Annotated in this window: 19 protein-coding genes; 10 read left to right on the forward strand and 9 right to left on the reverse strand. The window is 61.4% G+C overall.

All coding sequences use genetic code 11. From position 1 onward, the window contains the following. Window positions 1–125: 125 nt before the first annotated feature. On the reverse strand, window positions 126–2,363 hold the full coding sequence (locus tag C7S18_RS21875) for a S9 family peptidase (protein WP_170113427.1): 2,238 nt from the start codon (window positions 2,361–2,363) through the stop codon (window positions 126–128). A gap of 768 nt (window positions 2,364–3,131) precedes the next feature. Here C7S18_RS21875 and C7S18_RS21885 point away from each other — a divergent pair. From C7S18_RS21885 to C7S18_RS21895, 3 genes are all read left to right on the forward strand, one after another. Next, on the forward strand, window positions 3,132–3,368 hold the full coding sequence (locus tag C7S18_RS21885) for a histone H1 (RefSeq protein ID WP_106893577.1): 237 nt from the start codon (window positions 3,132–3,134) through the stop codon (window positions 3,366–3,368). 159 nt (window positions 3,369–3,527) lie between these two features. Beyond that, complete coding sequence (locus C7S18_RS21890) at window positions 3,528–4,307, forward strand: helix-turn-helix transcriptional regulator (protein ID WP_106893578.1); 780 nt, start codon at window positions 3,528–3,530, stop codon at window positions 4,305–4,307. Between the two features lie 128 nt (window positions 4,308–4,435). Further along, window positions 4,436–5,578 carry a serine hydrolase domain-containing protein gene (locus tag C7S18_RS21895; RefSeq protein WP_206207941.1) on the forward strand — a complete coding sequence of 381 codons (1,143 nt, stop codon included), beginning with the start codon at window positions 4,436–4,438 and terminating at the stop codon, window positions 5,576–5,578. Window positions 5,579–5,882: 304 nt separating this feature from the next. Here C7S18_RS21895 and C7S18_RS21900 read toward each other — a convergent pair whose 3' ends face one another. Together C7S18_RS21900 and C7S18_RS21905 are read right to left on the reverse strand one after the other, a co-directional pair. Then, window positions 5,883–6,392, reverse strand: coding sequence for a DUF4440 domain-containing protein (locus C7S18_RS21900; protein WP_170113428.1), 510 nt, complete (start codon window positions 6,390–6,392; stop codon window positions 5,883–5,885). Between the two features lie 156 nt (window positions 6,393–6,548). Then, window positions 6,549–6,887 (reverse strand): hypothetical protein, encoded by a 339-nt coding sequence (locus tag C7S18_RS21905; protein WP_106893580.1) that lies wholly within the window; start codon window positions 6,885–6,887, stop codon window positions 6,549–6,551. 239 nt (window positions 6,888–7,126) lie between these two features. Between C7S18_RS21905 and C7S18_RS21910 the strand changes: the two genes are divergently transcribed. The 3 genes from C7S18_RS21910 (at window position 7,127) to C7S18_RS21920 (ending at window position 9,167) form a co-directional block, all read left to right on the forward strand. Continuing rightward, window positions 7,127–7,720: an RNA polymerase sigma factor gene (locus tag C7S18_RS21910; RefSeq protein ID WP_106893581.1), complete on the forward strand. Its 594-nt coding sequence runs from the start codon at window positions 7,127–7,129 to the stop codon at window positions 7,718–7,720. Then, window positions 7,710–8,060: a hypothetical protein gene (locus tag C7S18_RS21915; RefSeq protein WP_106893582.1), complete on the forward strand. Its 351-nt coding sequence runs from the start codon at window positions 7,710–7,712 to the stop codon at window positions 8,058–8,060. Before C7S18_RS21910 ends, C7S18_RS21915 begins: the two co-directional genes overlap by 11 nt. Before the next feature lie 204 nt (window positions 8,061–8,264). Then, a complete protein-coding gene (locus C7S18_RS21920) occupies window positions 8,265–9,167 on the forward strand; it encodes a tetratricopeptide repeat protein (protein WP_170113429.1) in 903 nt (300 codons plus the stop codon). Between the two features lie 110 nt (window positions 9,168–9,277). Here C7S18_RS21920 and C7S18_RS21925 read toward each other — a convergent pair whose 3' ends face one another. From C7S18_RS21925 to gspF, 6 genes are all read right to left on the reverse strand, one after another. Further along, window positions 9,278–13,516: a C25 family cysteine peptidase gene (locus C7S18_RS21925; RefSeq protein WP_170113430.1), complete on the reverse strand. Its 4,239-nt coding sequence runs from the start codon at window positions 13,514–13,516 to the stop codon at window positions 9,278–9,280. A 299-nt stretch (window positions 13,517–13,815) separates the two neighbouring features. Beyond that, entirely contained in the window at window positions 13,816–14,520 is a 705-nt protein-coding gene (gene ung, locus C7S18_RS21930) for a uracil-DNA glycosylase (protein WP_106893585.1), read from the reverse strand. A 14-nt stretch (window positions 14,521–14,534) separates the two neighbouring features. Further along, window positions 14,535–15,383: a response regulator gene (locus C7S18_RS21935; protein WP_106893586.1), complete on the reverse strand. Its 849-nt coding sequence runs from the start codon at window positions 15,381–15,383 to the stop codon at window positions 14,535–14,537. After that, window positions 15,380–16,354, reverse strand: coding sequence for a cell division protein FtsX (locus C7S18_RS21940; protein WP_106893587.1), 975 nt, complete (start codon window positions 16,352–16,354; stop codon window positions 15,380–15,382). The genes C7S18_RS21935 and C7S18_RS21940 overlap by 4 nt, the downstream gene beginning before the upstream one ends. After that, window positions 16,351–17,025 (reverse strand): cell division ATP-binding protein FtsE, encoded by a 675-nt coding sequence (gene ftsE, locus C7S18_RS21945; RefSeq protein WP_106894141.1) that lies wholly within the window; start codon window positions 17,023–17,025, stop codon window positions 16,351–16,353. The genes C7S18_RS21940 and ftsE overlap by 4 nt, the downstream gene beginning before the upstream one ends. An 11-nt stretch (window positions 17,026–17,036) precedes the next feature. Next, complete coding sequence (gene gspF / locus C7S18_RS21950) at window positions 17,037–18,260, reverse strand: type II secretion system inner membrane protein GspF (protein ID WP_170113431.1); 1,224 nt, start codon at window positions 18,258–18,260, stop codon at window positions 17,037–17,039. 325 nt (window positions 18,261–18,585) lie between these two features. Here gspF and pyrR point away from each other — a divergent pair, with 325 nt between their 5' ends. From pyrR to sufT, 4 genes are all read left to right on the forward strand, one after another. After that, window positions 18,586–19,098 carry a bifunctional pyr operon transcriptional regulator/uracil phosphoribosyltransferase PyrR gene (gene pyrR / locus C7S18_RS21955; RefSeq protein ID WP_106893589.1) on the forward strand — a complete coding sequence of 171 codons (513 nt, stop codon included), beginning with the start codon at window positions 18,586–18,588 and terminating at the stop codon, window positions 19,096–19,098. Beyond that, the gene (locus C7S18_RS21960) at window positions 19,098–20,045 is read left to right on the forward strand and encodes an aspartate carbamoyltransferase catalytic subunit (protein WP_106893590.1); all 948 of its coding nucleotides are present in this window, start codon (window positions 19,098–19,100) and stop codon (window positions 20,043–20,045) included. The genes pyrR and C7S18_RS21960 overlap by 1 nt, the downstream gene beginning before the upstream one ends. A 13-nt stretch (window positions 20,046–20,058) precedes the next feature. Further along, complete coding sequence (locus C7S18_RS21965; protein WP_106893591.1) at window positions 20,059–21,318, forward strand: OmpA family protein; 1,260 nt, start codon at window positions 20,059–20,061, stop codon at window positions 21,316–21,318. Between the two features lie 147 nt (window positions 21,319–21,465). After that, window positions 21,466–22,023, forward strand: a complete 558-nt coding sequence (gene sufT / locus C7S18_RS21970) for a putative Fe-S cluster assembly protein SufT (RefSeq protein WP_106894142.1) — start codon at window positions 21,466–21,468, stop codon at window positions 22,021–22,023. Window positions 22,024–22,034 lie beyond the last annotated feature (11 nt).

Below are 22,034 nucleotides of genomic sequence, written 5' to 3' on the forward strand. Positions count from 1 at the left end.
AAGACTATACCGAAAATACCGGAAGGACTTGTCGGGTTGTCCGTCCGAAATCGGGCAGGTGCCGGCGCCGCCTTTGGACGTCGGCAACGGCGGCGATTCAGCGCGGCATTCTTGCTGACCGGCGCTCAGGGCGCGTCCGGGCTGGTCTTGTACACCAGGAAGGCGCCATCGATACTGCGCTTAGGCCAGTCCACGTGCCGCTTGCTGGTGATGTGCACCTTGATGCCGACCTGGTCGAAGATGTACGCATAGTTCAAGGCCACATCCTTCAGGCGCTGGTAGCGCCCGGAGTTGCCCACGTGGCCGGAGAACATGTTGGTCATCAAAAGAATCCTGCTGTCGCCCTGATTCATGCGCCGCAATTTGGTCACCCACTTCGCTGGTCCCCAATACGGAACCTGCGTATCGAACAGGCCCGTTGTCACCATCATATTGGGATACGCCTGTGCGGTGACATTGTCATAGGGCGAGTAGCGGAGCATGTACGCGTAGTCTTCAGCCAGCATGGGGTTCCCCCATTCGCCGTACTCATTGGCAGTCAGCGGCAGATTCGCGTCAAGCATGCTGGTCACCACATCGACAAACGGCACGTTGGCAATGATGGCGCGATAGCGATTGGGTGCCATGTTCGCGACACCCGCAACCAGCAAGCCGCCGGCGCTACCTCCCTGGGCCACGATCCGTTTGGGGTCCGATCGGCCTTCGCGAACGAGCCAGTCGGTCACATCAAGAAAGTCGTAGAACGAGTTCAACTTATTCAGATGCCGACCATCCTGATACCACTCCCGACCCATTTCCTGGCCACCGCGGACATGCGCGATGACAAACAGCATGCCGCGATCGACGAGACTCAGACGGTTGCCGTTGAATACCGGATCAGTCGAGGTGCCGTACGCGCCATAACCGGTGATCAACGTAGCGGCCTGCCGCGCGCCGGCACGCTTTCGATACAACAGCGAAACGGGAATCTGCCTGCCATCGCGGGCTGGCACCATATGGAGTTCCGAGACGTAGTTCCCGGGTTTGAAGCGCTTGTCCGGCACTGGCTCCCGCTTCAGCAGCTTGAGCTTTTGGGTCTTCAGGTCGTATTCGAAAATCGAGCTGGGCGTGTTCAACGCCGAATACACCAGACGAAACTTTTGGCTAGCCTGCTCTGGGTTGTTACTGGGCAACGCCGCGTAACTCTGGTCCGGAAACTGGATCAAATGCTCGGCGCCGTCGGCGAAATATTTGACCCGCAATCGCTTCAGGCCGGCGCTGCGCTCGCTGATGACTGCCGCATCCTGCATGACTGCCATGGTCTCGAAGAGGCGCGTCGTGTCGCCTGCCAGCCACTCCTGCCACTGTGAACGATCTGATGCCGCGTCGATGGGAGCCCGAAAAATCGAAAAATTGTCGGCACGCCAGTTGCTGAGCAGTAGCCATTCCTTACCGTGGTCCTCGACGTCGTACTCGTGTCCATTCTCGCGGGGATAGATCACTTGAAAGGCGAGTTCTGGATCGCTCGCCCGGGCAAACCGCCACTCTGTGAACGCCGTTGATGACGAACCGATCAGCATGAAGCGATCGCTGCGGGTGCGCTTGACCGTCAGGAATGCCGTCGGATCGGACTCCGTATATAAGCGTCGATCGCCAGCAGCCGACTGCCCCGGCACGTGCAGCAATACTTGATTGCCGAGTAGCGTCCGCGAATCCTTTCGGATGTACAGCACGCCGTTGTCGGCAAATGTGATCGTCGGCTCAACATCGGCGATGGGTTCGCTGATCTCGCGGCCGGTCGCCAGCTCGCGGATGCGCAGCAGGTAGCGTCGCTGACCGACCCGATCCTCGGTCCACGCCAGGTAGCGACCATCAGGACTGACCACAAAGCTGCCCACCGAAAAGAACCGGTGTCCGGCTGCCAGCTCATTGAGGTCAAGCAAGCTCTCGGGCTTTCGGGAATCGGCACGACGACTGTACAGATGTACTGGGTACGCAAGCCCAGCGCGTGTGCACGTCTGGAACCAAAGGCCACGTTTCGTATAGGGCACATTGCAGTCGGCTTCGGCGGTACGGCCGCGCAGTTCGACGTACAACTGGCCCATGCTCGGCCTGAGATGATCAAGGCTTGCCCGGGCATAGCGATTCTCTTCGGTGAGCAACGCAATCGCGGCATCACTTTGGCGGCCATCGTCGCGAAGCCAGTAATACGGGTCGTCGCGCGTTCCAAATGGCGCGACCACCGCATGCGGCGTCGCGACGGCAATCGGCGCGCTCGGGGTAGTGGGTGGTGCTGCGCCGAGTGGTGTGGACGCCGCCCAGAGCAGCGTCATCGCAATCGCGAAGTGCGCGCGTTGGATCGGTGAATGGACTGGACTGAGCATGTCTTGCCTCCTTGCGATGTCGGTGACGAACGGGCTGCGAGCGTGCTCGCGGCGTCCACTTGGATACGGATTCTGCTGCATTCTGGGGTGACGTTGGCGTTCGGGCCGTGCAAATGGCCTGAGTGCGCCGATGAATCGGCGGTGCGCAGCGCGTGCCGCTCATCGGCGCACACCGAGCGCAAGAATCGCTGTCGAAAGTGGTTGCGCGAGCGTCGATCGCGGTCCGATGTGCGTCGGGTGAGTGGCATGCAAACCGGTCAACGCATGGCTTCGAAGATTGTCGCTGCGCTTCGACTACGACGTGGATCGTCAATACTGGCGCGGTTTGCAGGCGATCATTGTGGCCGCGATACAGCCATATGTGCAGCACAAGCGATGCCACGCATCGAGCACGCGTGCACCGGTTGGTGGTGGTGTGTGATGCTCGTGCTTGGTCGAAAATCAGTCGACGCGGCGCACACAAGTTGTGTGATCGATGCAACGCAATTGCATTTCTTTGAGTCCCAGAACACGAAACGTGTTGACAGTCAAGCGCACAACGATTAGTTTTGCGCCCGCGTGACAAGCATGCTTCAACAATGAATTTCAATACGTCGGACAGCACATCGATCGAAAACCACACATCGCGCTCCTCGCGATTGATCGTCGTCCGCTCTCGCGCCGCACGCTGCGCGTCGATCACCTCCCCCTTTTCTGTGGGTGCCCCGGCAGTCGGCATCCACGTTTGAGTTTTACCGGGCAATCTGCCAACCAAGAGGAGTTATAACCATGAAAGCAGCAACGACGAAGAAAGTAGTGAAGAAAGCAACGACCGCGAAAGCGGCTGCAAAGAAGCCGGCGGCCAAGAAGGCTGCTGCGAAGAAGCCAGCGGCGAAGAAGGCTGCTGCGAAGAAGCCAGCGGCCAAGAAGGCTGCTGCGAAGAAGCCGGCTGCAAAGAAGGCTGCCGCCAAGAAGCCAGCTGCCAAGAAGGCCGCTGCGAAGAAGGCTGCTCCGAAGAAAGCCTAAGCTGTTCGCTTAGTTTCACCTCTGTAAAAGTAGGGTCAGACCATCGCACGACGCCCGGCGTGCGATGGTCAATTTATTTGGGCGACCGAAAAAGCGCCCGCGCCAATTGATCGTCCCGCGCTAAGCTTGAAGCCATCCAGGACGGATGGACGGCAGCACATGCGGGCAGCACCATTTCTCGGCGCAATCGAAACCCGGCGACAGGCAGGACACTTTCAGTTCGCCCTGATGCAGGCCACCGTTCCGGCGCATGCGGTTGCCGAACATGGCCACGCCGATCCACACTGGGTCTTTGCTTGGGATGGTGATTACCAGTCTCGGGCGCGTGCGCTGGACACCGCCGCCGCCGCTACGTTGGTGTTGAATCCACCGGATACGGAGCACCGCGATTGCTTTGGCGAGCGATTGGGTAAGTTCATGGCGGTGTCCTGGTCGCGCGAAGACTGGCAGCATCTCAGCGAGGTCTTGCCGTTACCCAAGGTACCGATCCAGATTCCCGTTGCGCTCGGCCTCGCACAGACGCTGGCCACGGGCTTGAGTCGATCGCTGCAGGACCTTGAGTTGGAATCCTTGAGCCTGCGTCTGCTGGACCGATCGCTCTCCGAGCAGCGTCCGCTACCAGGGGCGGCATGGCTGGCACGCGCCGAGGCGTATCTCGATGCGCATCCCGATTGCCCGGATGTTCGGACGTTGGCGGGCGCGGTGGGTGTGCACCCCGTGAGCCTCGCCCGACTCCTGCGTCAGCGATGCGGCGTCACGCCAGCGCAGTATTTGTTTCGCCATCGTTTGCAGCGTGCCTGCGGTTGGCTGCGCCTCAGCGCGCGCAGTGTGACCGACATTGCGCTTGATCTGGGGTTCGCCGATGCGGCCCACTTCAGCCACCGCTTCCGCCGAGCATACGGTGTGAACCCGCGGGCATTTCGGCAAGACCGGCGCTGACATCCAGCGTCGTAAGCGGTGTCCGGTTTCATGGAGACAAGTATTTCGGAATCAGCACCGGCATGATCCCGTCACCGCCCGACATCCTGGTGATGTCATGGGCGATTCACTCAGCCAAGGACTCAGTAATGCGAACAGGAATCGCGAAATGGTGGACAACATGGGGTGTGGCCGTCAGCCTGATGGTGCCGGCACTCGTTGGCGCGGCGACCAAAGACGCCAAACCCGACTGGATCGAAGCCAGCCCAAAGGCACTACATCTTGATCCCGATGCACTGGCTGCACTCGATCAGCAGATCCAGAACGGCGCGTACCAGAAGATTACGTCGATCCTCATCGCCCGGCATGGGCAACTCGGATTCGAGCGGTACTACGACGAGGGTGGCGCCGCAGCACTTCGAAATACCCGTTCGGTTACCAAGACCGTCACCAGCATGTTGACCGGCATTGCGATCGATCAGGGTCACATTCGCGATGTCGATGCCCGCCTGTTGCCGCTGTTGGCACGCCCGTCGCCGCCCGCCAACCCGGACCCGCGCAAGGACGCCATGCGCATCGAGGACGTGCTCACCATGAGCGGGCCGCTCGAGTGCGATGACTGGAGCGAGCATTCGCGCGGCAACGAAGAGCGGATGTACCTGATCGAGGACTGGGTGGGATTTTTTGTCGATCTGCCCATTCAAGGGTATCCGGCCTGGATTCCGAAACCCGCGGACTCGCCGTATGGCCGCAGTTTTCGCTATTGCACAGCGGGCGTCACGACCCTCGGCCAAGCGGTGCAGAACGCCGTCGGCATGCCGCTCCCGGAATTTGCGGCGCGGCATCTGTTCGAGCCGCTCGGCATTCAATCGGTGAGTTGGCAATACTCGCCGCTCGGTTTGGCGCAAGGCGGTGGGGGCCTGTCGCTCCGCAGCCGAGACTTGTTGAAGCTTGCGCAGCTGTATCTGGACGACGGGATGTATCGCCACACAGAAGTCGTGTCAGCCGACTGGGTGAAGGCATCAAGCACGGCACACGCACAAGTCGAGGCAGCACCCAAGATCGACTATGGCTACCTGTGGTGGTTGCTCGATCTGCCGCTTGCCAATGGCGAGACCATCCATTTGGTTGCGATGAACGGGACCGGCGGCAACACCGTGTTGTATGTGCCAAGCCTGGATGCGTCGATCGTGGTGACCACTGAAAACTACGATGTGCAAGGCGCACCCCGGTTGACGTTGAAGCTGCTGAGCGAATTGGTCATTCCGGCGATCGTGTCCGAGTCGCATTGACCTGGTGGAGCCGGGCCCTCCCCGCGCTCGTGGGGGAGGGAGCGCTCCCGCTCACACGCGAGTGGGAGCGGGCTGGGGAGCGGGCTACTTGCCACACCGCGCCGTCGTAAGAATCGCGCATCGTCGCTGACAGTTTGATGCACCCATGGCGCCAGATTGTTTCGGGGCTGAAGTGATCGTCAGCAGCTGGAGTCGGTGGGGTCTGGTTCCTTTGTAGGAGCGGCTTCAGCCGCGAATCAATCTTGCGATGATGCGGTCGTGACGCCTGATTGATTCGGGATTGAAGCCACTCTCACAAGTACTGCTAAGGTTGCTCGGCCAGCTTTTCATGCCCGTAGCTGATGACACGGGCGAGCTTCCAGCGCTTCCCGTCACGGCGCCAGATCTGCGCGAACGCGGCCTGTTCCACCAATGACTCGCTGCCGTCTTCATGCAATCGGAAGAAGCGGTGCGTGCCGATCTCCAACACGCCGAAATCGCCGATCGCATGCAACTGCACGCTGTCGCGATCGAGCTCACGGCGTGCGCGATAGTCCTCGCCGCTTGCCTCGCGTGCGCACTTCTTGCGGATCAGACCGATGAACTGATCGCCACTGGTCGCCATGCGCCCATGCCGGTCGTGATAGAACTCCATGTCGCGCGCGACCAGCGATTTCAGTTGCGTCCATTGGCAGTTGCCGAACACGATCGCAAAGACGTCCGCATCGGCTTGCAAGACCGCTTGCTGCACTTCGGGCGTCACAGCATCGGACGGTGGTTCGGCCACTGCGTCGTGGCTGGTGGCAAACACGAGCATCGCAAGAATCGCGGCCATAAGCCGCCCGGCTCCGGCAAAGCCGGAGGCTGTCCTGGTCATCATCATGGGGTCAGTCCTTTGTCAGGGTGTGTTGCGGGAAGCACTGCGCTAATTGGCGCACGTCCTTGGTCCGCAGGTTTCGGGTTTGGATTTGTAGACCGTCGCCGGGCTGAATCACGTCATAGGCTGCTTGCTGGTCCGATGGGCGATGTAGGCGTAGCCGAGATTCGCCAACCCCAAACCCAACGCCAGCGTCGCCAGTAGCCGGAGACTCGGCTCGCTGGGCCAAGGATCTGGCCAGAGCATGGCCGGCACGGCGAGCCCGATGATATTGAACGCCAGATGCAGGGCGCCAAGCCAGCGGCCCTCCCGCGCATCTCGGATCAGCAAACGCACCGCGTCATCACTGGCGCCGCTCTTTAGGGTCAGCACGCGCACGACGGCGTCGACCAGCAGGCGAAAGCCGTAGGTCACGCACAAGAACAACATAATGGGAACCAGCACACCTTTCATGATCACTCCTGGCGGCTCCGAGCCGTGTCATCTGTCTTGGGTTCAAGTGTGACGCTCCGGTGGGGGCGTCCGGTGCTACCGAATTCGTCCGTTCGCGGCGCACTTCGGTTTCAGTCCCAGCTTGGATACGTCGATGGCGCAGCCGGTTGCAAGTTGTGTTGCACGCCTTCTGATCGCCGTTGCTAACGGGTTTGCAACCGATTGGGCATGACCAGTATCCAAGCGTGCATCGACCTATCATGCTGCTCACCATGGCCCGCGCCGAGGACAATCCTGACGATGCCGAGTTGCTCGCGGCCTTGCGCGCGCGGCGGCCCGAGGCGTTTGCGACCTTAGTGAAGCGTGAGCAGGATGCGGTCTGGCGGTCGATGATGCGGCTCACGCAGGATGCAGCGATGGCTGAGGACCTGAGTCAGGAGGCGTTCCTGCGTGTCTACCAACGGCTCGACCAGTTTCGCGGTGACAGTCGGCTGTCGACTTGGGTGCTGCGGGTCGCGTTCAATATCGGGCTGCGCTATCTGGAACGGCAACGCACGAACGGCATGATGCTGATCGAGCCCGATACCCTTGCCGACGTGGAAGACGACTCGCCGACGGTACTGCAACAAATGCTCGACTTGGAACGCCAGACCTTTCTCACTGCGGCGCTTGCGCAGATGCCGGCGTTGCCCAGGGCATTGCTCGGCTTCTACTACGTCGAGGCGATGCCGCTTGGCGAGATCGCTGATAGCACCGGTCTACCGATTGGCACCATCAAAAGTCACTTGTTTCGCGCCCGGCAATGGTTGCGCGAACAAAGTGACCGACATTTTGGAGTGGCTCATGTCTCGTGAACCGTTTGACTTCGATTCCCAAACCAAGCGCTGGCACGAGGCTGGTCTCGAAGCGCCTTTGACCGACGCGTTGCGATCGTCGATCCCGCACAGCGCGCCGGGGCAACTGACGGCGAAAACGTTGGCAAGGCTGGCAACTTGGCGTTGGCAATCTGAGCAGCGCCAACGGCTGGCACTCCGCCTGCTCCTGATCACGTTTCTTGGCAGTTTCTTGCTCTGGCTCCTCGTCGTGGCCTGGGATGTGGGGCTCGGGCCCAGCCTGATCGCAGGTCTTGGCGGCATGCTGGTGGCGTCGTCGTATGCCTGGGATCGTTGGCGTGTTTGGCGTGCCCGGCAATGAGGCGAACGCGATCATCGACCTGACCACGCTGGCGATCGGCACCGGCGATCGGTACAGACAGGCTTCATTTTCAAAGCGTCACACTCCAGCCCGACTGTGATGGGACAGTCGGATTGCCATCTAGCGCGGGCAGACCTTCAACGGTGTGCGGATCGGTGCAGCGGACGGCAGCGACAACAGCAAATGACAACATGGAGCGTGACAATGCAAAAGCGGAGATTGATCGTGGGCGTCGCCCTGGCGTGGCTGATGGCGACGGGCGGCGTGCAGGCGGAGGCGCCGACAACCACAGCAGAGAGTCTGGCCATTCGAAAACTCCTGGGTAGCAGTGACGAAGCGCAATTGGAGCAAGCCATGACGCGCGCCGAGGCGCAAGCCGAGTCGCTGCCTGATTCCGCCGAAGCACACTATTGGCTGGGTGCAGCCTACGGACGCATGGCGCAAGAAGCGAACATGTTCTCGGCAGCGGGTTATGCCCGCAAGGTCAAGGCTGAATTCGAACGATCAGCCGAATTGGATCCCCGCTTGTTTGAGGCGCAATATGGTCTGATTCAATTTCATTTGCAGGCACCCGGCTTCATGGGTGGCGATGAAGATGAGGCGAAGCGCATTGCCGACGAACTCGCGACGTTGGACGCGGTGGCCGGACATCGCGCGCAGGCCACGCTGAAGTCGGCCGCAAAAGACCGGGCTGGTGCGAAGGCCGAAATGCTGGCCGCGCTCGCGATTCGGCCCGCCGACCCAGAAGTCTTGAGCGTCGTTGTCGGAATGTACGACCAGGACAAGCAGTACACCGAGATGGGCGCAGCCGTGCGCGCGGCGCTGGCAATCGACCCTGAGCACGTGGTGATCCGGTATCAGTTCGGCAAGTATGCCGCGTTGAGCGGTCAGGATCTCGAAGAGGGGTTGAAAACGCTGGACGCGTTGCTAGCGATCACGCCCGCGCCCGAAAAACTGAGCGCGGCTGGCATGCACTGGCGTCGCGGGCAGATCCTTGCGCACCTGAACCGATTGCCGGAAGCCATCATCGCGGTGCAGCAGGCGGCGAAGCTCGAGCCCAAGTCCAAAGAGATCGCGGTCAATCTCGCGCATCTGAAAAAGTCATAGTTGCCGATTGGACAGTGCCTTGTGGCGCGCAATCTGCCCGGCGGTCGCGATGATTGCGCCCACAAAAAAACCCGGCCAGGCCGGGTTTTTTTGCGGGTGGTTGCGACCGATCAGCGGATCGGCATGGCGGGATCACCGAGCAGGGTGGCCGACCACAGAATCGGATCAAATCCTTGCGCGGCGCGTTGCATCTTGGCCAGGCGGAGTGCATCACCGATGCGCGTGCCCGCCGCAAGTTCGCCATAGAGCAGTTCGCCGAGCGCCTGATGCGAGGCCAAGCTGGTCAGGCTCGTCACACCAATGACGGCTGCCGAGCCCTTGCCCGGCGTCAGCAGGAACGCATGCGCCATCGTGTTCGCCGTCGGTGACACGAAGTAGCTGTTCCAGCAACCCGACTGAACGACCAGATCGCTGGTTTGGCCGCTGCCCGACGTAATGTCGCTCGCCGTGAGCATCGGATCGAAGCTCCACTGCGTCGGCGCCGAGTGACCGACATAGCTCAGTACCGTCGGATTCGCTGCCATCGCGGCCAGCAGGTTGCTGCGTGCCGTCGCTGCACCGCCCTGGTCACCATAGGCCCGAGTCGTCGTCCACGCGCCCGGCAGCGCCGCCGCGAGATCGTCGTTGACGGCGTCGAAATCGCCTTCGCTATCAGAGACCGGCGCAGCCAACACCAGATTGCGCTGGGCCAGGGCGTTATTCCGGCCAATGATCTTGCTGATCACATTCGAGAGTTCGGTACTCGTACGCACTGGCAAGCGACCCAGACTGAACTCTGGAGCGCCGTCACGGTTGACGTCGGCATAGAGACCATCGAGCGGGGCGTAGCGGACGACGTCATCAGTCTGGCCGTACTGAGTCGGGATCAGCGAGACCGAGCCCGTACCGAGATAGTTCTTGTAGTCGTACGTATCGCCACCGACTAGCAGTACGTAGTTCACACCCATGCTCGGCACGACGGCATCCAGATAGTCCTGAATCGCCTTGCCTTCGGGCACATAGTGCGCGTACTGCGCGTAGACCTGGGTCACGTCCACCACTTTGACGGTCAGACCATTGTTCTGGTGATACTGGACCAACGGCTGGAGCGCGCTGATCAGGCTCGGGTGGGCGATGATCAAATAGTCTGCTTGACCCGACTGGATATCGGATTCCACCGCGACGCTCTCGATGCGTGGAACACCAATCGCCGCTACCGTCGAGACAAAATAACTCGAACCCGATTCAGACGGCAGCCGCATCGAGCCATCGGGTTCCACCGCTGCCTGGCTCAGCCAGCGCCAGCTATCGCCGCGACCGATGTAGGCCACAACATCGTTGCCGGACAGATTCTGGACGCGCAGACCGGCGATCACGGCCGACGCTTCAAAGCCAGAGCGATGCAGACGATCGGCGCCGGAGTCTTCGTCGGTATCCCACTCATCCGCACGCGTGAAGCTGCTTTGCAGCGCATCCACAAATAGGCGGTCCGAGATTGCCACCGGTTGGCGCGGATAGCGCAACGAGATGGACTCCAGGTAGTTCAGGTCGTGCGCGAACCCGGTATTGCCGGTCGCAGTGACACTGATGGCATGCGTGCCGTTGCCGAGCAACGGCTGCAAACTGCGAATTGTCTCGGTGCTTACCCCGTCAAAGCGCGCTTCGGCAACCATTTGGCCCGCAAGGGTCAACTGCACGTGGTGATCCTGGCCACCATCCGGCCAATTCGTCACACCGATCAACTTGGCGCTGAGTTCTGGATGGAAGTCCGGAGTGCTCATGACGGCATCCATGCTGAGGCTGGTATTCAAACTGGCTGGTTGATTGGGGTAGGCGAGCAACCGATCGGCGTACCAAGGGTCTTCGGTCGGCGATGCGAAGTTGTAGAAGCGGTTCGGTGCATACACCGATTCCGCCCAGTACCACGCTGGGGTGTCCACGGTGGCAACCGTCGCGTCGGCCGTAATGGCCAGATGCTGTTGGGCGTTCACCGACAGTTCGAACGGCATTTCGGAGGTGTAAAGGTTTTCGGTTGGTTCGGCAAAGAAGTCGAGGTAAGCCGAACCGCTGAACGAATTGCCAGCGGCGACCACGCGAACGGGTACGGGTTTGCCAAGGTACGTCACCGCCAGCTGATCGGCGGGCGCTGCGCTAAAATCAATGCCAGCCGATTGCAACGCGGCCGCGGTCACGCGATAAAAGCCCTTCTCCGCCACCCAGAGTGTGGCCTTGTTGGGCGCGGCGACGCGACTTTGACGCACGGCCGCCACCGCCTGGCAGGTGGTCGACCAGTTGATGCGCTCGACATTCGGCTGCTGACCTTGTGTCGTGCCAACCACAAACGGCCCGCGCACCGAGCTCTGACCGTAAATGTCGTGATCCATGATGTAGAACTGCCCGTTGGCCGGCAGGTTCACATCGGTGGCCGCATATTGGCTCACATCGGTGCTGTTGCTGAGCTTGCTCGGAATCAAATGCGCATGCAGGGGCTTGAAGCTGCCATCAGCTACACGCTCAACAATGCTGAAGCCGACGTTGTTCGTCTCGGTCGTCGTCGTGAAATTCACGCTCAGCTTTTGGCCTTGCTGGCTGGATTGCACATAGGCCAGCGTCACTGGCAGCGTGCCGGCGGGCAGGAAGACGTCTTCGACTTCGCCGTCGCGAACGAGGCCAGTCGACGCTGGCAACGTTGTATCGCTGAAGAAGAGTGGGTCGGACGTGAGTCGGGCGCGCACATAGGTGGCGCCGGTTGTGACGGGCGAGGTCAAGCCAGACCAAATCAGCGTGACGGTGCCACTGAAACCGGCAGGAATATTGCCAGTGGCAAACAGATTGTCACCCGCGCCGCCCGTGCCGCCTTGCAAGCGCGGAATGCTGCGCTCGTTCGCATCGGCGAAATCGCCGTCGCCGTTGGCGTCCAGCCAAGCGACCAGCTGCGCGGCTGTGGCCAGACTATTCGTGACATTGACCCGAACACAGAACTCACCGGCGGCGGTGACATAACTGCCGCACTGAAAGCCCGGCGAGGGCGCGCCGAGCTTGGTCGGCAGCGTCACGCCATCTTCGTCGGCGCCGTCGCCATTCGCAGCTGCACCTGGTAAGCCATCGGCGTCGCCATCGGGTGCGGTGCCCATGAACAAGTTGCGGTAAGACAGTGAGTGGCGCGCGCCGCTCGCAGCGAGCGTCGTGCCATAGCTCGTTGGGCCGTCACCAAAGTCGTACGCACAGAAGCCAAAGTCCGCGACCCCGACGAACTGAGATGCCGAGTTGGTCTGTGGTTCGTTACCTTGCGCATACTGAATAATCACGTACGACACGGGGCCAGAGAACGTGTAAGCGATATTGCCGAACGTTTCAGTAGCGGCCGACGCGATGTCGGGCTCCATCCAGTCGCCTGCATAGGCGTTCTGCGCATTGGCAGGGACGACCTGGGTCGAACGCGCCTCACCACTTGGTCCGACCGCCTCGACGCGCACATAGTCTTCCCAGGAGTTGTTCGTCCAGTCGACGTCGAGCAAGTTGAAGGTGAGACCGTGCACCGGCTCTGAGAAGTTCAAACGCGTGGTTTCAAGCGACGATTCGGTATCGGTATTCGTATTCATACGCAGCGTGTAGTAGCCCGTATGGTTACCGGTCACGGTCGTGCGTGTCCGGAAACTCGTTGACGCGGCGTCGTCCGTCGGCGCTTCGCCTGAGGTGGTGCCCTGTGAGAGCGTGACTCCGGAAACCGTCGTATTGGTGAACGCCACTTCCTCGCCCAGTGCGCCCCAGTCGAAACTGATGGTGTTGCCAGCGCTGCAGGCCGCCGGGAATGTCTCGGCGGAGCGCAGCACCAAGCGGGCACTGTTAAACGACCCAGCCGCGCCAGCACCATCGGTGTCGCAGATTCGGATCGTCCAGGTGCCATTGGCAGCGCCGGTGTAGTTCACGGCGTTGGTATTCGTGACTAGACGGCGATACAGCGCGAAGGTGCCGTTGGTGTCGGCGTCGCCATCGTCCGAGGTGTTGTCGGCCTCGTTATTGGTCGACAACATGATGTTGTAGTTGTTGTTCGTGTCGCCACCGTTGTTCAGCATTGTCACTTCGCCGGAGCCCGGCGGCGTCACGTAGACGCGCAGCTGCCCACGCGTGTCGTGGGTGATATCCAGTCCGAGCGCGACGTTGGCAACAGTGAACGTCTCAGTCACCGTAAACGTGCGGACCAGCGTGTTGACGGTCGCACAAGTCGTGGTGGTCTCCGGGATCGTGCCGGTCGTGGTGTTGTTGTAGGTGTAAATCACCTGCGCCGATGCCAGCGGTGCCAGAAAGAGGGCACATAAGCCGGCCATCCGTCCAAGCCAGGTCCTGTTCGATGCGGTCTGACGTTTCATTTTGCTGTCCATGGGCGCGTGGTAGTCGGTGCGGCAAAAGTAGGGAGGCAGCACGCAAAACTGTGCTGTGGTTCGCACTTCCCTGGTTGCGACGAAGTTTATCTGGTTGTTTCGCTCTCGTTGCGGCCCCTGTCGCAGTTTTCCGGCCTTGCACAGACGATGAGCGGTTTTGAGCAGGTGATGCCAACAAGTTTCACAATTCTACGGGCGACAATTGGGTCCAGGCCAGTGCCTTAGACCGATTTTCGCAGTTTGGATATGAAAAAAGTCGCCTAAACAATTGATTTGTGACGGCCCGCTCAGGTTGACCAGTCAATGGGCAGCTGTCCGTGTGCGACCAAGTAGGCATTGGTCTTCGAGAAGTGGCCGCAGCCGATAAATCCGCGGTAGGCGGACAAGGGGCTCGGATGCGGGGCCTTCAGCACGAGATGCCGGCGCGTGTCGACGATCTTGCCCTTTGCCTGGGCATAGCTGCCCCACAGCAGAAACACGAGGTGTTCGCGCTCGTCGTTGAGACGCTGAATGACCGCGTCAGTAAACCGTTCCCAGCCCTTGCCTTGATGCGCGCCGGCCTTGTGTCGCTCCACCGTGAGCACCGCGTTCAGCAACAAAACGCCGCGCTCACTCCAGGCGCTGAGATCGCCCTGCCTGGGCCGAGCTAAACCGAGATCCCGCTCCAATTCGGCGTAGATATTTTGCAGCGACGGTGGGATGTCGACGCCCGGGCGCACCGAAAAGCACAGGCCATGGGCCTGCCCCGGCCCGTGGTACGGGTCCTGGCCCAGAATGACGACTTTGACCTGCTCGAACGGCGTGTGATCGAGCGCCGCAAAAATCTCGCGACCCGGCGGAAAGATCACCTTGCCCGCTTGTTTTTCCTGCTTGAGGAACTGGCGCAGACTGGCCATGTACGGCGCTTCGAATTCAGCCAACAGACGCGCCTTCCAGCTCGCTTCGAGCTGGATGCGGTCTTCGGTTGCGGGGTGATCGGACGCGTCTGGCATTGGCCGCTACCGGCTCAATGCGGCAGGCTGGCCTGGGTGCTGCGCAGGTTCTGGCCCACGCGCAGCTGGAACAGCAATTTGGTGACGAGGAGCCGCTCCTCGACTGGTTTATGCACCAGATCGTTGGCGCCGACCCGCAACAACGCAGCCTGATTCGCCGGGTTGTCATCGGCGGTCATGACCAGAATCGGCAACTGGCCGCGCGATAGTCCATACGGGCCGCGCACCGTTTCCAGCAATTCCTTGCCGGTCAGGCCGCCTTTCAAATACACGTCGGTCAGCACAATGTCGCAGCCCGTGCCCTGGCCCTGGGCCTTGGCCGTATCGATCATTGCCAGCGCGTCTTCGACGCTGGTCACGTGGGTGACGGTCAACCCGTACTTTTCCAGCATACGGCGGGTGGCGAGCGCCACGACCTTGCTGTCCTCGACATACAGCACGCGGCCCGAGGCGCGTTCCTGGGTCGTCACGTAGCCACGGATGAACGTGGCGAGCGCCGCAAAACCCAAGGATTTGTCGAAGTAGTCGGTCACGTCTTCCGACAAACCGCGGTTTTCCAGGCGCTCGGTGACGGCGCCGGACACGACGATAATGGGGATATAGGCCTGCGGCGCGTGTTCGCGCACATAGCGAGCCAGCTCCAGGCCGTCCATGTCAGGCAACGACAGCGACGTGGTGACCAGATCGACTACGCCTTCCAGATGCTGCTTCGCCTGCTCGCCCGTTTCGCAGCTCATGATCACGGCATTCGGCAACTCGGCCTTCAGCACCTGCTCGATCATCTTGCGGGCAACCTTGGAGCCGTCAACGACGAGCACGCGTGGTTCATCACTGGCAATGTGGGACGTGAGAACGGCACTCATTCGGAATCTTCGCGGGTTTGTCCAAGTTGTCCAAGGTCGATACTGGTGCACACAAAGGCACCCAGCCAGCCTAGCACGGTCGCCACGCCCAAGACTGTCAACAGCATTGCCGGAGCTGGCCCAAGTAGGACCAGGTTGCCGGCAAACTGCTGACTGAATTCGAGCAGCGCGCGGTGCGTGGCAGCAACCAGGCTGAGCACAAGGATAGCGGCGAGACCGGCACCGATGAAGCCCTGCAGCACGCCGCCATAAAGCAGGGGGCGGCGGATATAGGCGTCGCTGGCGCCGAGCCAGTAGGCCACGCTGATTTCGTCGCGATCGGCATTCACGGCCATGCGACTCAGGTGGATGCTGATCAGGAGCGCCCCGGTCAAGGCCAGCAGCCAGGCGATCCAGGCCGCCCGCGCGACAAAAACTTGCAGATGCTTCAGCTTTTGCTTGAGCAGGGCGTCGCTCTGAATGAAGTCGCTGCCGGGATCCCCCTTCAGCTGGTCCAGAATCTCAGGCAGGCTCGCCGAATCATCGACATCCAGGCTGATGACCACGGGCAGCGGGTTGTCGCCGACCAGACTGTCGATGCTGCGGAAACCGGGGAGCCCGCCCAGTTCCTTCAGCCCGTCGCTGCGACTGATGACCTGGGTCCGGAGATTCGGAAAATCCTGGCGCCAGCGCTGAGCCAGCGCCTCGGCCTGGGCTTCGTCCAAATCGACATTCAGAAAGACCTGGGCGCCGTGACTCGCCGCCAATGCATCGGTCATGGCGCCCAGATTGCGTTCCAGCCAATGCACCAACAAGGGCAGCAGCCACGCAAAGCCGATCAACAAAACGCCCATTGCCGCGCTGACGGGCGCGCGCCGGAGCCGTGTCCATGCGCGCTGCAAAGCGTCGCGATGCTGCTGCCCCAGGTTCTGCCAGAAGTCGCCAGCGCCGCGAATGCGCCGAGCGCCACCCTGTTCGGTATCGGCGCTCATGCGGCCTCCGGGCGGAAGTCGTCGATCAATCGCCCCTTGTCCAGCACCAGCACGCGTTTCTTCATGCGCTGAATGAGGTGCAGATCATGGGACGCCACGACGACTGTGATCCCGGCTTGCATCAGGGACACAAACAACTGCATGACGTCGGTCGCGAGCTTCGGGTCGAGGTTGCCGGTCGGTTCGTCTGCGATGATCAGACTGGGCCGGGGCGCCAGCGCGCGGGCGATGCCCACCCGTTGCTGCTCACCACCCGACAGCATCAGCGGAAAATCGGCGGTTCGGTTGCCCAGTCCGACCAGGTCGAGCACGGCGCGCACGCGCTTGTCGATTTCGGCCGGCTGCCAGCCGGCAATGCGCAGTGGCAGGGCCACATTGTCAAAGACGGGTTGTTGGTTCAGCAGGCGGTAGTCCTGAAACACCATGCCGAGCCGCCGCCGATGGGCTTGCGCGTCGGGCCTCCGAAGCTGATTCAAGTCTTTGCCATCAATGCGGACCTGGCCTCGGCTGGCGCGCTCCAGCAACCCAATCAACTTGATCAGGGTCGACTTGCCGGCACCGGAATGACCCGTCACAAACACCATCTCGCCGCGCTGAATGGCGAAGTTGAGATCAGCCAAACCGGTCAGGCCACCCTGATAGCGCTTGTACACCCCTTCAAACTCGATCATGGCCGGATCGCTCATTGGCTGATCAGCGTGTTGAGTTCGAAAATGGGCAGCAGGATCGCGAGCACGATCGCCAGCACGATCGCGCCGACAAACAGAATCAGGATCGGCGACAGAATGGCGTTGGTCACGGCCATGGCTTGGCGCACATCGCGGGCCAGATGATCGGCAGACGCGTCCAGCATTTCGGCCAGCCGACCGCTTTTTTCGCCGCTGGCCACGAGCCTCAGCGTGACCGCCGGAAAGACGCGTGCCTCCGTCAGCGCCCGCCCCAGGCTCGCACCTTCGCGGACCCGGGTGGCGGCTTTCCGCATTCCTTCGCGCAATGGCAGTCGACGCAGCGTGGGCACCGCCAGCTTGAGCGCATCCAAAACCGGAACGCCGCTGCCGATCAGTACCGCCAGTGTCCGTGCGGCCCGCGCCGTATCGGCGGCGCGCAACAGCCGGCCGATCAACGGCAGCCGCAGCAAGGTCGCGTCCAGGCGATTGCGCACACGTTCCTGACGTAGCAGCGCGACCGCCCCGACGATGACGATCACCAACCCAAGTAACAACCAGACGCCCTGATGCACCAGCAGATTCGAAAGGTGAATCAGCAATTTGGTGAGCCACGGCAACTCGGCCTTGACGTTGTCGAACACCGCAACGATCTTCGGCACCACCGACGTCATCAGGCCCGTGACGACGGCCAGCGCAACCGTCAGCAGCAGCATCGGGTAGGCCAACGCAGCAATCAGGTCGCGCTGCAGCGAGTCGCGGTTCTGCGTGTATTCGGCCAGACGGCTGAGCGCCTCGCCGAGCTTGCCGGTTTGCTCGCCGGCCGCCGTGGTGGCGGGGAACAACTCCGGAAAGCTGTCGGGGAACTCCCGGAACGCATCGGCGAGCGTGCGACCCTCCAGCACACGGGCACGGAGCGCGGCCACGACGCGCTTCAGACGCGCATCATCCGTCTCGTCCGATAGCGCCGACAATGCTTCATCAATCGGCAGGCCGGCATGAATCAACGTCGACAACTGCTCCGTCAACACGACCAGCTGCTTGCTGCCCAGACGATTGCGGCGCAGGCTGAAGTCGGCCGAGCCGCCGGGCTTGGTCTTGTCGTTGAGTTCATGCACCTCAAGCGCATTCAGGCCACGCTCGCGCAGCAACGTACGCGCCGACCGGGCGGTATCGGCTTCGATCACGCCGCGCGTGTTCTGGCCTTTGCCGTCAAGTGCGAGATATTCGAATGCTGCCAAGGGATGCGTCCGTTCGACTGATTCTCCGGATTGTGCCAAAGCTCGGCGTGAAAGTGTCGGACGGCGCGCACGCCGACGTGTGTTCGATTCAGGCCGATCGACTCAGCATTGGTCTGGCCAGACGCTGACGCGTCGCTTGTAGTGGGTGCTGATCCGCGTCGAACGTCAGGCGCCAGCTGCTATCCTTGGCGGATATTCCCCCAGAATGCCGACCGCTGTCGGTAACGCCGGCACCACACGGCGATCGCCCGGTCTTGACCGTGACACGAAGTGCCGCCCGGTGTCGTTCTGGTGGCTGCAGCCTTTCGAATGCTCTGGAAATACGATGAACGACGATGTGGCAGTGGAACCGCTGTTGAGTGAGTGGACCGCCCGGATTCAGGCCGGTCTTGGCGCCCGCGGCATCTTGCGACCGCGACTGGTCGGGATTCAGACGGGTGGCGTATTGCTGGCGGAACATCTCGCGCGCGCGCTTAGTCCGGATCAGCCGCTGGGCCGACTCGATATCTCGTTCTATCGCGATGATCACGGCCAGATTGGATTGCACCCGAAGGTGCTGCCTTCCCATCTACCCTGGTCGATCGAAGGTGAGCATGTGTTGCTGGTTGACGACGTGCTCTACACCGGCCGCACCATTCGCGCCGCGCTGAACGAGCTGTTTGACTGGGGTCGGCCCGCGTCGGTGCAACTGGCGGTATTGATCAGCCGCGACGGCCGCGAGTTGCCGATCCAGGCCGACTACGTGGGGCGTGACCTCACGATTGGCGCCGGTCGGCACATCAAGCTGCGAGCCGAGCCGGTGTTGCACCTCGAAACCATCCAGATTCCGGAGCGTTGATGCGTCACGTTCAATTTGCCGAAGATGGCCGGCTCCGCCATCTGATCACGCTGGACGGCGTCAGCCGCCAGGAGCTCGAAGCGTTGATCGAAACAGCTTTGGCGCTTCGGCAGACCGCGCTTCGGCCAGTCAACAAGTTGCCCACGCTGCGTGGTCGCACGGTCGTCAACCTGTTCTTCGAGCCCTCCACGCGGACACGTACCAGCTTCGAGTTGGCCGCGGTACGCCTGAGTGCCGATGTCGTCAATTTCGATGTGGCGCATTCGTCGACGAAAAAGGGCGAGACCCTGATCGACACCTTGCGCACGCTCGAGGCCATGCGCTGCGACCTGTTTGTGGTGCGGCACAAGGAAAACGGCACACCGGCACTGTTGGCCGAGCATGCGCAGCCGGGCGTGGCGATCGTCAATGGTGGCGATGGCAATCACGCGCATCCTACGCAAGGCCTGCTCGATATGCTGACCATTCGACGCCACAAGGGTGAGGACTTCAGCAAGCTCAGCGTCGCCGTCATTGGCGACATTCTGCATTCACGGGTAGCGCGCTCCGACATTCAAGCGCTGAAAACGCTGGGCGTGCAGGACTTGCGACTGGCTGCGCCAGCGGAGTTGCTGGCACCCGAACTGCGCGCCTTCGGTCAGGTGTTTGACCGCATTGATCACGCGATCGCAGGCGCCGACGTCATCATGATGCTGCGTCTGCAGAAAGAGCGCATGGATCAAGCGTTGATCGCATCGGATGCCGATTACTTCCGACAGTGGGGCTTGAGTCAGGAGCGTCTGGCGCTGGCCAAGCCCGATGCGATTGTCATGCATCCGGGCCCGATGAACCGCGAAGTCGAAATCGCCAGCAGTGTGGCGGATGGCCCGCAGTCGGTGATTCTGGAACAAGTCGGCAATGGCGTGCCCATGCGTATGGCCGTGATGTCTCGTTTGCTTGCTGGATAATTGGGAGAGCTGCATGTCGCGCTTGATCTGGATCTGTTTCGCCTGCTTGCTGAGTGGTTTCGCGCACGCCGATTTTGGTCTGCCGCCGGAAGTCAAATTGCCGGCCCAGGTTGGCGTGTCCGACGGTCAGGAGCTCTTGCACGAGGATCTGGCCGAAGCGAGCTTTCAGCAGGACGCGACGGGCGCCGAGAGCGTGGTCCGCCGTGGTGAGCACTTCAAGCGTTGGTTGCGCTACACGCCCGCCGCGGGCGAGCCCGCGCTGGGCTTTTACAACGGTTCTGAGGAACGCATATTCAATGCCGTTGCGGCGACCCTGAAACAAGCAGGATGGCAGCAGGTATACGTCGATGAGACCAAAGCATCGAGTGTGTTTCATTATCAGAAGCCTGGGCGCGAACTCTGGCTCCGCATGGATAACGATGCGCCGCAGGCCTATGTGGGACTGGAGCTCATTGTGCCGGCGTCGGTTGTGCAAACCTGGCAACACCCCGTGCCAAAGGCGACTGCGGAAGCGGTGGCGAGTGCTCAGAACTTCCCTTATTTGAACCCGATGCCGGGCTCCAGCGCGCCCGAAGGTGCGCGCGCGGACGGGCCGCTCGATGTGAGTCTGGCATTCGGCGCGAATGCGTCGACTGATCCGGTGTTGGTCGGTTCAGCCGTGCAGACGCGTAGCTACCAAGGACCAAAGACCTTGTCGACCCTGCAATTCATGACCGAGCAGCGCGCAGCGTTGAAACAGGCTGGGTGGCAACTGCTGTTTCCGAAGGACGATGCCGACCACGAAACCGGATTGCTGATCGCGCACTACCAGCAGCAAGGCCGCAACCTCTGGGTTCGGATGAGCATTGAATTCGGTGCCCGCTACGCCTATCAAGTCGTCGATCTGGGTGCCGAGGATTGGGCGGCCGCCCTCAAGAAGGATTGCTCATTGCCGATTTATGGCGTGCAGTTCGACACGAACCAGGCCACGCTGAAATCGGCTTCCGAAAGCGTGTTGCAGAAGGCGCTCGCCACCATTCAAGCGGTGCCAACCGGGGTCATCGAAGTCCAAGGTCATACCGATGCGGTAGGCGATGACGCCAGCAATCAGGCACTGTCAGATCGCCGCGCCAAGGCCGTGTTGACTTGGCTGACCAGCCATGGGGTGCCCCTGGCGCGTCTGCAGGCGAAGGGGTATGGAGAGACCCAGCCGATCGCCGACAACGATTCAGATACGGGTCGCGCGCGCAACCGTCGGGTTGCACTGCATCTGGCTGGATGTAGCAAACCCTGACGAAGCGCGGTTCGGGGCAGCGTCCCTACCGCAGTCCGGGATTCCGATCCGTTCCACGGTGGATGCCCGTAGCGCCTCTGCCTGCGTTCAACCCGACATTCACGCAAGCCCGCTACAATGGCGGGCCCCGTTCAGGCTTTTGTGCTCATGAGTCGTTACAGCCAGACCTCCGAACCGATTCGCTTCGAGCGCGACTGTGAAGTCGTCATGGTGCCATCGGGCGACGTGGTCAACTTGCCCGCCGGCCAGGTTGGGTATATCACCCAGGCATTGGGCGGCAGTTTCACCGTGTTTGTCGAGGGCAACCTGTTCCGGGTCAAGAATCAGGACGCCGATGCCCTTGGCAAGGAGCCGATGCCCCTGCCAGAAGTGCCAGAAAACGCCAGTGACGAGGAATTCGAAAAGGCCGTGTGGTCGCAGCTTCGAACCTGCTTCGATCCGGAGATTCCGGTCAATATCGTCGATCTCGGCCTGGTCTATACCTGCGATATCACGCGCCAGGACGACGGCCAGCGCAAAGTGGCTGTGCAGATGACATTGACCGCGCCTGGCTGTGGCATGGGGGATATTTTGGTCACCGATGTGCGCGACAAGATTGAACTGCTGCCCAAAGTGGCCGAGGCCGATGTCGAGCTCGTGTTTGACCCGCCCTGGAACCAGTCGATGATGTCGGACGTCGCGAAGCTTGAAACCGGCATGCTGTAGCGCTGAGATCG

Origin of the sequence: Ahniella affigens (genome assembly GCF_003015185.1) — a bacterium.
In the GTDB taxonomy this organism is placed as follows: Bacteria; Pseudomonadota; Gammaproteobacteria; order Xanthomonadales; family Ahniellaceae; genus Ahniella; species Ahniella affigens.

What these genes read in the sequence shown, in the direction of transcription:
- C7S18_RS21875 (WP_170113427.1), bottom strand. Translation starts at nt 2,363, where the DNA reads ATGCTCAGTCCAGTCCATTCACCGATCCAACGCGCGCACTTCGCGATT.
- C7S18_RS21885 (WP_106893577.1), top strand. Translation starts at nt 3,132, where the DNA reads ATGAAAGCAGCAACGACGAAGAAAGTAGTGAAGAAAGCAACGACCGCG.
- C7S18_RS21890 (WP_106893578.1), top strand. Translation starts at nt 3,528, where the DNA reads ATGCGGGCAGCACCATTTCTCGGCGCAATCGAAACCCGGCGACAGGCA.
- C7S18_RS21895 (WP_206207941.1), top strand. Translation starts at nt 4,436, where the DNA reads ATGCGAACAGGAATCGCGAAATGGTGGACAACATGGGGTGTGGCCGTC.
- C7S18_RS21900 (WP_170113428.1), bottom strand. Translation starts at nt 6,392, where the DNA reads ATGGCCGCGATTCTTGCGATGCTCGTGTTTGCCACCAGCCACGACGCA.
- C7S18_RS21905 (WP_106893580.1), bottom strand. Translation starts at nt 6,887, where the DNA reads ATGAAAGGTGTGCTGGTTCCCATTATGTTGTTCTTGTGCGTGACCTAC.
- C7S18_RS21910 (WP_106893581.1), top strand. Translation starts at nt 7,127, where the DNA reads ATGCTGCTCACCATGGCCCGCGCCGAGGACAATCCTGACGATGCCGAG.
- C7S18_RS21915 (WP_106893582.1), top strand. Translation starts at nt 7,710, where the DNA reads ATGTCTCGTGAACCGTTTGACTTCGATTCCCAAACCAAGCGCTGGCAC.
- C7S18_RS21920 (WP_170113429.1), top strand. Translation starts at nt 8,265, where the DNA reads ATGCAAAAGCGGAGATTGATCGTGGGCGTCGCCCTGGCGTGGCTGATG.
- C7S18_RS21925 (WP_170113430.1), bottom strand. Translation starts at nt 13,516, where the DNA reads ATGAAACGTCAGACCGCATCGAACAGGACCTGGCTTGGACGGATGGCC.
- ung (WP_106893585.1), bottom strand. Translation starts at nt 14,520, where the DNA reads ATGCCAGACGCGTCCGATCACCCCGCAACCGAAGACCGCATCCAGCTC.
- C7S18_RS21935 (WP_106893586.1), bottom strand. Translation starts at nt 15,383, where the DNA reads ATGAGTGCCGTTCTCACGTCCCACATTGCCAGTGATGAACCACGCGTG.
- C7S18_RS21940 (WP_106893587.1), bottom strand. Translation starts at nt 16,354, where the DNA reads ATGAGCGCCGATACCGAACAGGGTGGCGCTCGGCGCATTCGCGGCGCT.
- ftsE (WP_106894141.1), bottom strand. Translation starts at nt 17,025, where the DNA reads ATGATCGAGTTTGAAGGGGTGTACAAGCGCTATCAGGGTGGCCTGACC.
- pyrR (WP_106893589.1), top strand. Translation starts at nt 18,586, where the DNA reads ATGAACGACGATGTGGCAGTGGAACCGCTGTTGAGTGAGTGGACCGCC.
- C7S18_RS21960 (WP_106893590.1), top strand. Translation starts at nt 19,098, where the DNA reads ATGCGTCACGTTCAATTTGCCGAAGATGGCCGGCTCCGCCATCTGATC.
- C7S18_RS21965 (WP_106893591.1), top strand. Translation starts at nt 20,059, where the DNA reads ATGTCGCGCTTGATCTGGATCTGTTTCGCCTGCTTGCTGAGTGGTTTC.
- sufT (WP_106894142.1), top strand. Translation starts at nt 21,466, where the DNA reads ATGAGTCGTTACAGCCAGACCTCCGAACCGATTCGCTTCGAGCGCGAC.